15 protein-coding genes are annotated in these 14,743 nt (G+C 57.2%); 7 read left to right on the top strand and 8 right to left on the bottom strand.

What is annotated here, in order from left to right; genetic code table 11:
* Positions 1 to 102: 102 nt before the first annotated feature.
* Entirely contained in the window at positions 103 to 981 is an 879-nt protein-coding gene (locus ACOVRA_RS12220; RefSeq protein WP_421720532.1) for an alpha/beta fold hydrolase, read from the bottom strand.
* Between the two features lie 53 nt (positions 982 to 1,034).
* On the opposite strand from ACOVRA_RS12220, the gene ACOVRA_RS12215 reads away from it, so the two are divergent.
* Together ACOVRA_RS12215 and ACOVRA_RS12210 are read left to right on the top strand one after the other, a co-directional pair.
* The gene (locus ACOVRA_RS12215) at positions 1,035 to 1,571 is read left to right on the top strand and encodes a TetR/AcrR family transcriptional regulator (RefSeq protein ID WP_421720531.1); all 537 of its coding nucleotides are present in this window, start codon (positions 1,035 to 1,037) and stop codon (positions 1,569 to 1,571) included.
* An 18-nt stretch (positions 1,572 to 1,589) separates the two neighbouring features.
* Positions 1,590 to 2,345: an RluA family pseudouridine synthase gene (locus ACOVRA_RS12210; RefSeq protein ID WP_421720530.1), complete on the top strand. Its 756-nt coding sequence runs from the start codon at positions 1,590 to 1,592 to the stop codon at positions 2,343 to 2,345.
* A gap of 14 nt (positions 2,346 to 2,359) precedes the next feature.
* Here the strand turns inward: ACOVRA_RS12210 and ACOVRA_RS12205 are convergent, their stop codons facing one another.
* From ACOVRA_RS12205 to dapA, 4 genes are all read right to left on the bottom strand, one after another.
* A complete protein-coding gene (locus ACOVRA_RS12205) occupies positions 2,360 to 3,898 on the bottom strand; it encodes a 2-isopropylmalate synthase (RefSeq protein WP_290807027.1) in 1,539 nt (512 codons plus the stop codon).
* Between the two features lie 339 nt (positions 3,899 to 4,237).
* Entirely contained in the window at positions 4,238 to 4,963 is a 726-nt protein-coding gene (locus ACOVRA_RS12200) for a TVP38/TMEM64 family protein (RefSeq protein WP_421720529.1), read from the bottom strand.
* 4 nt (positions 4,964 to 4,967) lie between these two features.
* Positions 4,968 to 5,435, bottom strand: coding sequence for an SsrA-binding protein SmpB (smpB, locus tag ACOVRA_RS12195; protein ID WP_085338064.1), 468 nt, complete (start codon positions 5,433 to 5,435; stop codon positions 4,968 to 4,970).
* Between the two features lie 3 nt (positions 5,436 to 5,438).
* Complete coding sequence (dapA, locus tag ACOVRA_RS12190) at positions 5,439 to 6,326, bottom strand: 4-hydroxy-tetrahydrodipicolinate synthase (protein WP_298229493.1); 888 nt, start codon at positions 6,324 to 6,326, stop codon at positions 5,439 to 5,441.
* 281 nt (positions 6,327 to 6,607) lie between these two features.
* Between dapA and ACOVRA_RS12185 the strand changes: the two genes are divergently transcribed.
* Positions 6,608 to 8,818, top strand: a complete 2,211-nt coding sequence (locus ACOVRA_RS12185) for a lytic transglycosylase domain-containing protein (RefSeq protein WP_421720528.1) — start codon at positions 6,608 to 6,610, stop codon at positions 8,816 to 8,818.
* A gap of 5 nt (positions 8,819 to 8,823) precedes the next feature.
* Here the strand turns inward: ACOVRA_RS12185 and ACOVRA_RS12180 are convergent, their stop codons facing one another.
* Positions 8,824 to 9,882, bottom strand: coding sequence for an MBL fold metallo-hydrolase (locus ACOVRA_RS12180; protein WP_421720527.1), 1,059 nt, complete (start codon positions 9,880 to 9,882; stop codon positions 8,824 to 8,826).
* A 223-nt stretch (positions 9,883 to 10,105) separates the two neighbouring features.
* Between ACOVRA_RS12180 and ACOVRA_RS12175 the strand changes: the two genes are divergently transcribed.
* The 3 genes from ACOVRA_RS12175 to ACOVRA_RS12165 are packed head-to-tail and all read left to right on the top strand — an operon-like array spanning position 10,106 to position 12,594.
* Positions 10,106 to 10,819, top strand: coding sequence for a metal ABC transporter ATP-binding protein (locus ACOVRA_RS12175; protein ID WP_421720526.1), 714 nt, complete (start codon positions 10,106 to 10,108; stop codon positions 10,817 to 10,819).
* A 10-nt stretch (positions 10,820 to 10,829) separates the two neighbouring features.
* Positions 10,830 to 11,711 (top strand): metal ABC transporter permease, encoded by an 882-nt coding sequence (locus ACOVRA_RS12170; RefSeq protein ID WP_421720525.1) that lies wholly within the window; start codon positions 10,830 to 10,832, stop codon positions 11,709 to 11,711.
* Complete coding sequence (locus ACOVRA_RS12165; protein WP_421720524.1) at positions 11,692 to 12,594, top strand: metal ABC transporter solute-binding protein, Zn/Mn family; 903 nt, start codon at positions 11,692 to 11,694, stop codon at positions 12,592 to 12,594. The genes ACOVRA_RS12170 and ACOVRA_RS12165 overlap by 20 nt, the downstream gene beginning before the upstream one ends.
* 3 nt (positions 12,595 to 12,597) lie before the next feature.
* Here the strand turns inward: ACOVRA_RS12165 and cysE are convergent, their stop codons facing one another.
* Together cysE and ACOVRA_RS12155 are read right to left on the bottom strand one after the other, a co-directional pair.
* The gene (gene cysE / locus ACOVRA_RS12160) at positions 12,598 to 13,437 is read right to left on the bottom strand and encodes a serine O-acetyltransferase (protein ID WP_421720523.1); all 840 of its coding nucleotides are present in this window, start codon (positions 13,435 to 13,437) and stop codon (positions 12,598 to 12,600) included.
* Positions 13,438 to 13,439: 2 nt separating this feature from the next.
* On the bottom strand, positions 13,440 to 14,039 hold the full coding sequence (locus tag ACOVRA_RS12155) for an NUDIX domain-containing protein (RefSeq protein WP_421720522.1): 600 nt from the start codon (positions 14,037 to 14,039) through the stop codon (positions 13,440 to 13,442).
* A 62-nt stretch (positions 14,040 to 14,101) separates the two neighbouring features.
* Here ACOVRA_RS12155 and ACOVRA_RS12150 point away from each other — a divergent pair, with 62 nt between their 5' ends.
* Entirely contained in the window at positions 14,102 to 14,740 is a 639-nt protein-coding gene (locus tag ACOVRA_RS12150) for a nitroreductase family protein (RefSeq protein ID WP_421720521.1), read from the top strand.
* Positions 14,741 to 14,743: the final 3 nt, after the last annotated feature.

The following is a 14,743-nucleotide window of genomic DNA, read 5'->3' as shown; positions in this document are numbered from 1 at the left end:
TGGAGAAAGTTCAGTTGATTCCAAGTTTAAGTATATACAATTTTTGGTGAGTTCTTGTGAAACCCATTAGAAAGGCGTCTAGATACCGACATAGCTCTTCACCTAGCCATTAGATAGGCGACGCACAAATGCCAAAAACGACGCTTGAAACGCGACCGGGTCTTCCAGAAAGGCGCCATGGCTGCCTTTGAAGAATTCCACCTTTGCCTGCGGGATCGTTTCCACCGCGCGCTTGGACCTTGACCACGCGACGATTTGATCGGACTTAGCCCAAGCAAAAAATACGGGCAGTTTAAGTGCCTGCGCTCGTGTCCTTAGATCAGCATTGGCTTCACCAAAACTGCGCCAAGCCTGTACAAGGATCGGTGCCATTACCGACCCTGCCGCGACGATGCGCGCGCGCTGCTCCTGCGCGGGCTTCACCGACAAAACCAGCCGATAATAAAGGCCAAATGCCCAAGGAAACCAGCGCGCGCCGCGGGCCCCGGCCTCAAAGAAACTGACCAACAGCTTGATTACCGCTGCCGCTAAAGGATCAAGCGGTGCCAGTCCACCAGGATTGCAAAGAACCAAGGCGCGTATGGCTTCTGGCTTTTCGAGGGCGGCGATCAATGCTGCTGCCCCACCTATGGAATTGCCAATGACTACGGGTTTTGCGTCGCCAAACAAGACAGGAATGAGGTCGCTTAGAACGGCAGCATAACGTGTGGCGCTGGCTGGCTGACCCGATGCATCGGGTGGGCTTGCGCCATGACCGGGCCAGTCGACACAAACCAATTCAAAACCCAAGGGCACCAAGGCGTCGACAAGGCTTTCGAAATCACGGCCGCCATGCGCCGTCGCGTGCAAACACAAGACCGGAAGCCCTGCACCCCGTCGCGCAATTGCGACATTCGTTCCTGCGGCTTCTACCAAGTCATAGGGCGGCTGAACGCCAATGGCGCGACGAAATTGACTGACTGGCAGAAAAGATTGGTTCATGCTCAATTAAGTGATATATATATCACTTATTGTCAAGCAGGAGGTCTCAAGCCGTGAAAAGTCGCAAATCGGGGCGATCCGAACTCCTCAAGGCTGCACAGCTGGAATTTGAAGAACAGGGCTTTGACGGCACCCAAACCAATGCCATTGCCCGACGTGCGGGCTATGCTCCACAAACCTTCTACCGGCACTTTCCCGACAAAAAGGCAATTTTCCTCGCAATCTATTTAGATTGGGCAGAAGCAGAGGCCCAAGCTTTGGCTAAAGCTGACACTGTTCCGGCGATGATCGATACGCTCCTAGACCATCATATCGCGCACCGATTGTTTCGTCGTTCCCTTCGACATTTAACGGCAATTGATCCAGAGATTGCCGCTGTTCGAGCGCAGACACGACAACAGCAAATGGGTGCCATCACCGCCAGCTTCCCACACCTTGCCGCAATTGAAGCACTCACCCTGATCTTCACGCTCGAACGTCTGTGCGATGCCTGGGCGGAGGGGGAGTTTGAGGCTTGCGGGATCTCGCGCGAGGCCGCGCGGGCGCACATGAGCACGATCCTAATGAACGCCTTGCGAGTAGCGCCATAGATGGGCTAGTCAGCGGCGATGGCCCATCGTCCCACCCGTCGCTTTTCAGCCAAAGGCCCTGCCCCACTCGGCCAAGAAGAGCAGGACTATATCCGCGATATGGTGGTTTATGAGGACGATGCGCTGATCGCCTTCAATAAGCCCTCCGGCTTAGCCGTTCAGGGTGGTTCAGGGGTGACGCGCGACGTGGATCGGCTGTTGGCTGCTTTCACCACCCGCAAAGGGCGCAAACCAAAACTCGTCCACCGTTTAGACCGTGAGACTTCTGGCCTGTTGATCGTCGCCAAGACCAGCCCTGCTGCCGCGCATTTATCGGCCCAATTTGCCGGACGACAGTTGGAGAAGCGCTATCTGGCGCTGGTTGGTGGCAAACTGGCGGCAGTGGAAGGTCAAATCGACCTGCCTCTGGTCAAAATCAAGTCCGGCGGCATCGACCTGATGCGTCCTGCCAATGCCGGAGAAGCAAACGCCCAAGCCGCCTTGACCGCCTATCGCGTCTTGGGGTCAGGCGCTGCAGCGTCCTTAGTGGAAGTAGCCCCGAAAACAGGCCGGATGCATCAAATCCGGGTCCATTTCGCCGCCATTGCTCATGCTCTGGCGGGCGATACGAAATATGGCGGGCTGCTCCTGCTCGCAGGCAAGCCCTGCCCGCGCCTGATGTTGCACGCTGCGGCGCTGGACTTCACCCATCCGACGACGGGTGAGCCCATCCACCTAAAAATACCCCCGCCGGAAGAATTTTCGGCGTTTGTGAAGTTGGTGTTGCCAAACTGAATCGGCCGACAGGCTTAGCCTGCCGCTTGCGCATCCTCACCGCGTTCGCGCTTAGCCCGTAGGCGCGCCAAGGCGCTCGCATAGGCCTTTGCAGACGCCACCAGCGTATCGGCATCAGCAGAGCGCGCCGTGACAAACCGGCCATGCTCACTCAAGCGAACCGAGACTTCGGCTTGCGCGTCAGTGCCTTCAGTGACCGCATGGACCTGATAGAGGTCCAAGACCGCACTGTGGGGGACCAAAGCGGAGATCGCATTGAAGACCGCATCGACCGGGCCATTGCCGCGTTGGGTGGTCCAAGCCGACTTGCCGTCAATTTCCAGATCGATTTCAGCGGTTTGTGGGCCATCGGTGCCCGCAACGACACGAAGACGCAAGACCTTAATCGCGTCGTCATAATGGGCTGCGGCATCATCAACCAAGGCGATGATGTCATCGTCATAGACGTGCTTCTTTCGGTCTGCGAGCGCCTTAAAGCGTCCAAATGCGTCTTGGAACGCATTGTCGGACAATTCATAGCCCATATCGCGCAGCTTATCTTTAAAAGCGTGGCGGCCCGAATGCTTGCCCATGACTAGATTGGTTGCGCCTTGGCCAACATCTTCGGGGCGCATGATCTCGTAGGTTTGGGCGTGCTTCAGCATACCATCCTGATGGATACCGCTTTCATGCGCGAAGGCGTTCTTGCCAACAATCGCCTTATTATATTGGACGGGGAAGCCCGTGATGCGGCTGACCATCTTAGAGGCCATCATCAAACGCGTCGCATCTACGACCGTCGTATAGGGCATTCCATCACCACGGACGCGGAGCGCCATGATGATTTCTTCCAGGGCTGCATTTCCTGCCCGCTCACCCAAGCCATTGATAGCGCACTCAATCTGGCGTGCACCCCCTTGGACAGCGGCCAAGGAGTTGGCGACCGCAAGACCCAAATCATTATGGCAATGGGCGGAGAAAATGACATCATCTGCGCCCGGCACATTGGCGATCACATCGGCAAACAACGCCCCATACTCGCTGGGGAAAGAATAGCCGACCGTATCAGGCAAATTGATGGTGGTGGCACCAGCGCGGATCGCGGTTTCCACGGCGCGCAACAAAAAGTCACGCTCGGTCCGGGTGGCATCTTCGGCGGACCATTCGACATCGTCGGTATAGTTCCGCGCCAAAGAGACCGAGCCATGAATGGCTTCGAGCACGGCCTCAGGCTCCATCTGCAGCTTGTGCTTCATATGGATGGGCGAGGTCGAAATAAAGGTATGGATCCGCTTCAAGGGTGCAGGGCGGACGGCTTCCGCGCAGCGCTCAATATCCTTTGCCCCTGCCCGCGACAAACCGCAGACGGTGCTGGTCTTGATGGTGCGTGCGATGGCTTGAACGGCATCGAAGTCGCCTTGGCTGGCAATCGGGAAACCTGCCTCAATGACATCGACGCGCATATCTTCGAGCAATTTGGCGAGCTCGATCTTTTCGTCATGAGTCATAGAAGCGCCGGGCGACTGCTCGCCATCGCGCATGGTGGTGTCAAAAATACGGATTGATTGGGTCATGATGTTGTGTGGCCTGATTTGCTGAACATTTGAAGAGAGAGCCTTTGTGCGGCCCTTAGCGGCGCTTTACCCCTGAGCGCCGTCACCCGACCAATTGGCCTAGCGACTCTTGCGCGCCCAAGGGCTGATAAGCAGCCCTGCCAGCTTCAGATTAAGTCGACCTGCATCGAGTAGGAGGGAACCATCCCGTTGGGCCAAATCATAGTGCGCAGCCGCAATCTCCTGCCCAACCCGTAAGGTTGAAGCAAAATCTTGTGTGCTTAATCCTTTATATGGAAAAAATTTGCGCATCGTTAGATTTTCGACCTCATTGACAGCAAATTAATCCAAAATTCGCGTTTAATCAAGGCCCTCTTGTGCTTGGCCTTTGCCAAGCATCGGGCGCACCACCAAGACGAGCACCAGATAGATGATGGCGGCGGCAACAAAAAACCAAATCGCGCCCTGGTTTTCGCCTTTGAGCACCTCGCCGACACCGTGCGCACCGAAAGCAACGAGGCAGATTTTCGGCAATATTCCAAGGCCGGTCCCGCCGACAAAAGACGTCAAGCGGACTTTGGCCGCCCCCAAGGCCATATTGCAAACAATGAACGGCCCGGATGGCACCAAACGGATGATAAGGCTCGCCAGAAAGCCGTTCTTGCCTATGAAGCGGAGCGCGCGGCCACCACGACCACCCAAGAGTTTGGATAGCGCCGCAGCGCCGCCTACCCGCCCCAGCATGAAGCCCACTTGGGCTGAGAGCAATGTGGCGATCCAGCTCAGCACAATGCCTTCAGATGGACCGAATACCGCGACGGTTGCGGCGATCAGCACAACTTGCGGCGCACCGATAAAGGCCAGCGTGATAAAGGTACCGGTAACGGCCGCGGGTGCCCACCACGCGTCGCGCAAGCCACGCAAAAACTGAGCAATGCCGCCTTGGTCCAAATCAATGAACATCATGCCGGCTGTCAGCACGACTCCCGCGATGGAAAACAGGATGAACGCGACCCAGACCGCGCGGGCAGCCGTTGAGTCCATTTCGGTGAAGAAGCGATAAAAGCGGTCCAGCCAGCCCGACATGGATCTAGCCCCGGTCGCGCAGCAAGCGCCCCTGCTCGCGCTTCCATTCGCGCTCTTTGGTTGAATCGCGCTTGTCGTGATCCTTTTTGCCTTTGGCGAGCGCCAGTTCTAGCTTCACCATCCCGCGCTCATTGAAATAGAGCTTGAGCGGCACGACTGTGCGCCCTTCGCGGTCGACAGCCGCGAACAATTTGTTGATCTCCCGCTCACGCAATAGCAGCTTGCGTTTGCGTCGCGGCTCGTGGTTGAAGCGCGAGGCTGGCCCATATTCGGGCACATAGGAATTGATCAGCCAGACCTCACCATGCTCTGGGCTCGCATAGCTTTCGGCAATATTGGCGCGGCCAAGACGCAAGCTTTTGACCTCGGTGCCAGTTAGAACCAGCCCCGCTTCATAGGTGTCTTCAATATAATAATCGAAGCGCGCGCGCTTATTTTCGGCGATTAACTTGCGGGGTTGTTCTGGGCGCATGGCCTAATTGCCTCGTAACGCCCCGGCTGCGATCATGGCCGTTTGTACTGCAACGCGCGTTGCAGGAATCGGTGGCACCAGAGGCAGGCGTAAATCTTCGGCACAGAGGCCTAAAGTTGCCATAGCAAATTTGGCGGGCCCCGGATTAGGCTCAAGGAATAAAGCGCGCTGCAAGGGGTCCAGCTTTTGGTTCAAAGCGCGCGCTTCGGCCAATTGACCTGATGCCAAGAGGGCCTGCAATTGCGCACATTCTTTCGGCATGATGTTGGACAGAACCGACACGCAACCCACTGCCCCATAGGCAGCAAAGCCCAGAGCCAGATTGTCATCCCCCGCAAAAATCGAAAATGGCTTGGTGATACGAGCCAAATGGAGTGCCGTGCGCGACGGGTCGCCTGCACTATCCTTCAAAGCGACGACATTAGGATGCTTGGCAATTTCGGCCATCGTATCGGGCAGAATGTCGACATTGGTGCGACCGGGAATATTATAGACCATGATTGGCATATCGACGGCATTACCGAGCGCGTTGAAGTGGGCAATCAGGCCCGCTTGGCTGGGTTTGTTGTAATAAGGCGCAACGATCAAAGCCCCATCTGCGCCAGCCTTCTTGGCCACCTGCATATGGCGGATCGCGGCTTGGGTGTCGTTCGAGCCACAGCCCGCCAACACAGGAACACGGTGGTTTGCAGCCTCAATTGCCAAGTCAAACAAATGCCAATGTTCAGCATCGTCCACCGTCGCGCTCTCGCCCGTCGTGCCGACAGGAATGATTCCGTGTACGCCATTTTCAATTTGGCGCTCGATCAAGGCCTGAAAAGACGCATCATCGACCTTGCCATCTTTGAAGGGCGTGATCAGGGCGGTATAAACGCCTTTAAAAACCGTCATGGGTGGTACTGGCCTAGCTGAAACGTGAGTGGGTCGTGAATGCCCTTCTCGACCGCAATTCATATGGATGCAAGACCCAAGGGCAGACCAAATGGCGTGCACAAGGCTGTGCTTGCCCTGATTTTTTCACACATACGACTAGGTTCAGTGGGATTTGATCGCTAGACACAAGGGGTGATTCCCAAGATCAATCCTTTCTGTTCCCTCTAATCGGCCAGTTGGTCGCAATGCGAAGACAGCCCTCCCCCGATTTGTGCTGATCCTCGCCGGAGTTTTTTTGAATGTCCGTGTTTGACACGCGTAAGGCAACTCTCGCCATTTTTATGACCGGCCTTTTGACTTCAAGCCCGTTTTTTTCGAGCATGGCGTTGGCACAAGACACCACGGTGCCGACGCCGGTGCCTGTGCCCGTTCCGACTTCTGTCCCGGTTGATTTTACTGCAGCCCCTGTTCCCACGACACCGTTAGAGGTTTTAAGGACGGCCCTTCGGGCTGCCGAGCGCGGCGATTGGAGCTATGTGCGCGCCACCATCGCCACTACCAGCGATACGCGAATTCGCAACTTCCTCTTGTGGCGCTTGGCGACCGCTGATTCCAACCCCGCCAGTTTTGACGAATTGCGCCAAGCGCTCGACCAATTGCCTTTCTACCCAAGCCGTCAAAACATTCGCATCCGTGCCGAGCAACGCCTTGCCTTGACCACTCTGACCCCACAAGCCAAGCGCACCTTTTTAGAGCGCAAGGAACAGGGCCTAGACCATGCAGGCCCGATTTCTGGCGAGGGGAAACTGGAGCTTGCCTCCGTCTTGTTTGCTTTGGGCGAACGCGAGCAGGCCAAGAAATATTTGGCCGATGGATGGCGCAATCACCGCTTTGATAGCGCGAGCCAAGCGGCTTTCCTTGCCCGCTTTGGTAGCGAATTGACGACGGAAGACCATGACGCCCGCGTCGATTTTCTGTTGTGGACCGACCGCATCACCCAGTCCAAGCCACTATGGCCCCTGATGAGCGAGACCGGCCGCCTCAATGCGCAGCGCCGTGTTGGCATTGAAGCAGGCGACACCGTGACCCTTACCGGTGTTAGCCTCGACGATCGCGGCATTCAGTATCAGCGCGTCCGCAACTTGCGTCAGGCCGGACGCCGGGCAGAGGCCCTTTCCCTCCTCACCCAAATCGACTCACGTGGCCTTCCAGAGCCTGGCCAAGACTTGATCTGGACGGAGCGGCGCAATCTTCTGAATGAAGCCATTGTCACCCGCGATTGGCAATCGGCCTATCGGATCGCCTCCACCCATGGCTATCAGCGCGGCGAGCGCTTTGCCGACGGGGAGTTTATTTCGGGCTGGGTGGCTTTGCGTTTCTTGAACCAACCCACTGTCGCGCTCGAACATTTCAAGCGGCTTGAGAGTGGTGTCCGCACCCCGGTTTCGCGCGCCCGTGCCGCCTACTGGTTGGGTCGTACGGCGGAAGCATTGAATCAGCCTGAGGTCGCGCAAAGCCAATATCGCGCCGCCGCGGCTTTCCCGACCGTCTACTACGGACAATTGGCGGCTGTAAAACTTGCAGAAACCTTAGGCCAAGTTGCACAACTGACCTTGCCGCCTGAAAAAAAGGCGACGCAGGAAGATCGCGACCGCCTGAATGGCCGCACCATGATGGCCATCATCAATCTGCTGTCAGAAGCTGGCGAAAACCAATTCTTCCGCCAATTTGCGCTCGCCTTAGACGATGAACTCGACACCGAAGGCGAACACCAAGCGCTGTCCGAATATGCCCGCGCACGGGATGAACCGGCACTCGCAGTTCGCGTTGCCAAAGCGGGCCTTAATCGCGGCATTCTGGCGACCGAAGCCGCCTATCCCTTGATGGCAATCCCCCGGATTGTTGGCTATGGCCAGATTGAGGACGCCTATACGCTGGCGATCACGCGGCAAGAGAGCGAGTTTAATACCCGCGCTGTCTCCTCGGCCAATGCCCGTGGTCTGATGCAATTCCTGCCAGCAACCGCCGCCAGCCAAGCCCGCCGCATGGGCCTTGATCATGACACAAGTTGGCTGATCAGCCGCCCCAGCCACAATGTGACCTTGGGTTCTGCTCATCTGTTTGATTTGGTCAACAATTTCTACGGCTCTTATGCCATGGCGGCCGCTGCCTATAATGCAGGGCCGGGTCGCCCCCGCCAATGGGTGCAGACCTATGGCGAGTTCCGCGAGACCGACCTTGAGACCGCCATTGATTGGGTGGAGAAAATCCCCTTCTCTGAAACCCGCAATTATGTGCAGCGTGTGCTGGAGAATATCCAAGTTTATCGCGCGCGATTGAACGGTGGTTCTGCCCCTATCGGGATTGCCGATGATCTTCGCCGTGGCAAACGCCCACCGCCGATCTTTAACGTGACGATTGCAGCAGGAGCCGATCAACCAGGTGGTCCACCGCCTGAGCCGAGCCCGCAAACCGAACCACCGGCAACCGAGCCTAAGCCTGCACCCTAACGGGCCTAACCGACTTGGCGATACAGGAGCGTCCCATCGGGGCCGCGCTCAACAACGGCTTGACCTCGCGCAATCAGGCAATTGAGGTGGGCAATCGCCTCACCCGTCGCCATGCCCAAGACGTCCCCGCCAATAGGGCGCTTAAACAAAGGCGAGAAACAGTCGATCACCCGACGGGGCGTCGCCAGCCAAGTGGCCAGTCGCGCCAAAGCTGTCTCATGATTGTCGATCAAGTCGTCCAAGCGTTTATGCAGCCCATAAAATGGCTCATTATGGGCGGGTAGGACCAGGACGTCGTTGGCGATGACTTGCTTGAGCTTATGGCAGGAATTGATCCAATCCGTCATCGGGTCGCCATTGGGCTCTGTCGGGAAGACCGATACATTGGACGAAATCCGCGGCAAGACTTGATCGCCGGAAATCAGGACTTTTAAGTCTGGCTGATAGAGGCACACATGCTCGGGCGAATGACCGCAGCCTGTAACCACCTGCCAACTCCTGCCACCTATCTCAATGTCGTCGCCATCGGCCATCCTTTCAAAGGAATCCGGCAAGCGCGATACCGCCTTCCCAAAGCCACCGAAGCGGATGCGATACGTGTCGAGGGCATCTTCATCCCAGCCCGCCGCACGGTAAAACCGCACGCCATCTTCGGGCGCTTCGCGGCCAGTGTCGGCAACCAAGGTGCGACAGGTTAGATATTCTAGGCGGGAGATCCATAAAGCTGCGCCAAATTTACGCGTGATCCAGCCTGCAAGACCAACATGATCGGGATGCATGTGGGTGATCATCACACGCTTCACCGGAAGCCCGTCTAAAACAGAGTCAAAAATCGTACGCCAATGCAGGCGGCTTTCTTCGGTCGCAACACCCGTGTCCACAATCACCCAACCGTCAACGTCGCGCAGAAGCCAAAGGTTGATCCATTTGAGGGCAAAGGGCAGCGGCATGCGGACCCAATAGACACCATCTGCAACCTCTTTCACGGTGCCAACTTCGGGAGGCTCACCACATGGATAGGTCAGGCCATTGGCTGAAGTGAGTTCAAGACCATCCATCGACATGAAGCGAATTCCTTTTGCGGGCACCTTGCGCGCCAGTGCGAACAGGCTAGCCGCATGCGGGCACTGCTTGCAAGACCGAGGCGGAGGCGGTTACCTGCACTGTAATAACATAACATTTCCGCTTCGCTTTTGGTGCAATTGAGAGTAAGGGCTTCAAGCGTTCGGCCCCCTCCCCCCCATCCCGCCAGATCTCACTTGAGATTGGCCCGCAGGATCTAGCAATATGAGCTTGATTTTAAATGATCTTGCAATTGGTTATCCCAATAAATTGGTGATGGCAGGCATTGGTGGCACCATTAATTCAGGTAGTGCTGTTGCGTTGATTGGCCAAAATGGTGCGGGCAAATCTACTTTGTTGCGGACCTTGGCGGGTGAGCAGAGCCCGGTAAGTGGCACCTGTGTATGGGACGCCCCAGTGAAGCGCCATCGCAGCATCGCTTGGCTTTCTCAAAGCCCCAGCCTGCGCCCAGATGCGCCGTTGACTGTGCGCGCTTTGGCAGCGATGGGTCTGTGGGCGCGCCTTGGATTATTCGGCAAGCCCTGCCGTCATGATCAAGACAAGATTGACCAAGCCTTAGACATGGTTGGCTTGAGCGACCTTGAGAACCAACAGGTCAGCACTTTGTCGGGTGGGCAGTTGCAGCGCGCTCTCTTTGCCCGTTTGACCGTGCAGGACTGCGGGCTGATTTTGCTGGACGAGCCTTTCTCAGCTGTCGATACAGCCTCGCAAGCGAAACTCTTAGAAGTCATACAGCATTGGGTCGGCGAAGGCCGCACCGTGATTGCGGCCATCCATGATCTCGATTGCGCGCGCCACTTCCCACTTTGGTGGGAGCTGTCCAAATTTGGTGCCATCCTGCGTCGCAGCGACGACAAACCCCTCAGCAGCTTGACCCAACCACTACGCGCGGTGAGCGGCGTCGCTCAATCGACTTAGGGGTCTGACCGTGGTCGGGGTTTTTGCTCCCTTCTTTGACTATGAGTTTATGACACGTGCCGCTTTAGGTGGCGTGGCGCTTGCTTTAGCTGGGGCGCCTTTGGGCGTCTTCCTCGTGATGCGACGTATGAGCTTGGTTGGCGACGCTGTTGGCCATGCTGTCCTGCCTGGGGCCGCTGCGGCTGCCCTATTGAGCGGCGGCAGCACTTTACTCACAACCTTGGGCGCAGCCCTGACGGGCACGATGGTCTTTATGACCGCAGGCCCTGCCAGTCGCGCGCTGCGCTTGCCAGAGGATGCGGGCTTTGCCGTCTTCTACCTCGCAGCTTTGGCCATAGGCGTGATGATCGCCAGCATGGGCGGCGGGGTGATTGATCTAGACAAGCTCTTGTTCGGCGCTGCACTCGCCATCGACAACACCGCGTTAGCGCTGGCCTGCACAGCCGCGATCGTGACGTCGATTGGCATGGCTTTGGTGTATCGCCCGCTGCTCATTGACACGCTTGACCCGCAATTCTTGCGCGCATCGGGCGGCGCCAAATGGGCAGGCCCAGTGGCGCAATCGGTCTTCTTCGGCCTTTTGGCATTGACGACCGTGGCCTCGTTTCACGCGCTTGGGGCTTTGATGAGTATCGGGCTGACCATCTTGCCAGCCATTGCAGCCCGCTTTTGGGCGAAGAGCGTCCCGTTGATGATCCTCAGTGCCGCAGTGCTCGGTATCATCGGGGTGCTGTCCGGCCTCTTGGTTTCATTCCACCTTGCAGCTCCAGTGGGGGCAGCCATTGTCTCCTGCTTGGTTGGGCTTGTGTTGGCATCAAGCCTTGTTGGCCCCAATCAATCCCTCTTGACCCGCTCGTTAGGTAAAGCATCCCTTGCTAATCGCGCGTCGTAATCTCTTGGGCCTTGCCGCCACTGGCCTGCTTGCCGCTGCGTGCAAGCCTGCGCCAAAAGTTGTGCCTGCGGTTTCCAAGCCAAAAGTGTTGGCGACCATGTCGATCTTGGCCGATGTGGCCCAGCAGATCGGTGCACCAGACTTAGAGATCGCTTCCCTGATTGGCCCAGACCAATCTGCCCACCACCGAGACCCCACGCCCAGCGAGTTGACGGGCTTTGGCGATATCAGCCTCCTCCTCCATGTTGGCTTTAAATTGGAAGGCTGGATTGACCGTCTTCCTGAAAGTACCGGTTACCGCGGACCAATCATTCAGGCCTCAGACGGCATTGAGCCTATTCTGATCGAAGGCCGCATCCCCGACCCACATACTTGGCAGAGCTTTGCTGGTCTGCGCAGCTACGCTGAGACGATTGCCAAGGCCTATATCATGATTTGGCCCAATCTCGCGCCTGATTTTGAGATGCGATTGAAAGCCTATCTGGGCGCGCTAGAAACTGCGCAAAAAGCTGCGGTAGCCTTACTTGCACCCGTGCGCCAAGGCCGCCGCCTGATCATCGTGCCGCACAATTCATTCCGCTACTTGGGCCGAGAGTTCGGGCTAGAGTTTCGAGGCGTCTCGTCCCTGTCCACGGGCGCTCAACCCTCTGCCAAAGCGCTCGCTGACCTTCTCGACGAGATTAAAGGGGCAGACAGTGCGGCCTGTTTCATCGAAACCGAAGCTGACCAACGCTTGATGGCGCAGATTGCCGCTAAGAGTGGCGCAAAGCTGGGCGGAAGGCTCTACACAGACTCGCTGTCAAAGCCGGACGGCCCTGCAGGAACCAGCATTAAGATGCTGGCCTATAATGTCGAAACCATTGCCAAGGCACTCACGGCTTAGCGCTTAGAGGCCTGGGTCAAAAGTCGCGACATCAAAAACATGATCCATGCTGTCGGCCGGGTTTTCACAACAAGGCCCACCGACTGGACGTGCAGGGATGCCCGCCACCGTGCAGCCTGCTGCCACTTCGTGGAGGACGACTGAGCCTGAGGCGACCCGCGCGCCCTCGCCCACTTTGATATTCCCGAGAATTTTGGCCCCTGCCCCGATCAATACGCCGGCACCAATCTTAGGATGTCGGTCACCACCTTCTTTGCCGGTGCCGCCCAAAGTGACATTATGCAGCATTGAGACATTGTCGCCGACCACAGCTGTTTCGCCGATCACAATGCCAGTTGCGTGGTCCATGAAAATCCCTTCGCCCAAGCGGGCGGCGGGGTGGATATCGACTTGGAACAGTTCAGCCACCCGACTTTGCAGATGGAAGGCCATCATTTCCCGCCCTGTCTTCCAGAGGTGATGGGCGACGCGGTGGGCCTGCAGAGCCGCGAACCCCTTGTAATAGAGGAAGGGTTGCAAATAGGTACGGCACGCAGGATCGCGCACCTTGATCACACGCACGTCAGCTTGCGCGCTGCGAACAATCGCAGGATCTTCCTTGAAGGCCTGCATACAGACTTCGCGCATCTGCAGCGCGTTCATATCCGCCCCGCCCAACTTTTGGGCTAAGAGATAGGCCAACGCATCGTCGAAACTTGTGTGATTGAGGATGGTGGCGTTTAAAAGGCTCGCCAATAGCGGTTCTTCGGCGGCGGCTGTGGCCGCTTCAATGCGCAAATGGGTCCAGACGTTGGTTAAACCAGCGGCCATGCCGCCGACAAGTTCTAAGCTTGCACCTGCCATTTTCACTCTCCGTCTGGGTGGGCTAACATCTTCTGGGTCAGCGCAGCGGGCAATTGGTTCGTTTGTGCTAAATGGTAAGTCCGATAGACGGTTGCAACCGTCAAGGCGTCACGAATTTTTCCAGCTTCGACTTCAGCCAATAATTGGGTGAAATGAAGCTGCTTTATGGTCAATACCTCAGTTCCCTCCGGCGCCAAGTTGCCGCGTGATAATCCATACGCGACAAAGCACGTGGCGGTTTCATCGCAGACTGAGTTCGACAGATCCATTTCAAGGACCTTGACTAAGGTCTCCGCACGGACGCCAACTTCCTCTTCCAATTCGCGACGAGCGCCTGCTTCGATATCTTCTTCATAGGGCACCCCGCCTTCTGGCATCTCCCACGACCACGCTTCTACCGGTCTGCGAAACTGTCCCACCATCCAGACATGACCAGTCTCATCGATTGGCAAAACCCCAACGGCGCGATTTGCAAAACGGACGATGCCATAGATACCGGGCCTCCCATCGGGGCGCAGCACATCTTGATGCTCCACGCTGATCCATGGATTCTGGTAAGCAATATGGGCAGAAAGGATCTGGAAGGGATCAGTCTCAGACATGAAGCAAAAAAACTTTCGAAGGGCGGTGCAAACGGCTACACTATGCCTTATGTCTGAAAGCAATGACAATTACACCACGCACCCTCCCGCCCCCACCCGTCGAAAATGACCTTTTGCCTGAGCCAAGCCCAGACGCAGCCTTTCTGGCGCGACTGGCGTTGCGCCGATCGACGAAGGTGGCGCATCTGACCTCGCCGGGTCCAGAGGGCGAGACGTTAGACGCAATCCTGCGTCTCGGCGCCCGCGTGCCCGATCATGGCAAGCTTGGACCGTGGCGTTTCATCATCCTGTCTGGCGACAATCGCCACGCCTTTGGGAAGAAGATCGCGGCGCTTTTATCCGGCCGTGGTCAGGTGAAGGATGCAGAGCGTCTGGCCCAGGAAGAAGGCCGATTTTTGCGTGCGCCAGTCGTCGTGGCAATTGTGTTTTCGCCCGTTGAAAGTCCAAAGGTTCCAGAGTGGGAGCAAGTCCTGTCCGCCGGGGCGGTCTGTTACAATCTGCTTCTGGCGGCCAATGGCTTTGGCTATGGCGGTTGTTGGTTGAGCGAATGGGTCGCCTATGACCGAGAAGCTTTGGCCCTCTTGGGGCTGTCACCGCAGGAAAAGCTGGCGGGCTTGGTCTATCTGGGCACGCCAACCGAAGCACCGATGGAGCGGCCACGCCCGACAGCTGCCTCACGCGTTACGCACTGGCAGCCCTAGGCT

It is taken from the genome of Aquidulcibacter sp., assembly GCF_049239865.1.
In the GTDB taxonomy this organism is placed as follows: Bacteria; Pseudomonadota; Alphaproteobacteria; order Caulobacterales; family Aquidulcibacteraceae; genus Aquidulcibacter.
This window is presented reverse-complemented; position numbering and strand designations above follow the sequence as displayed.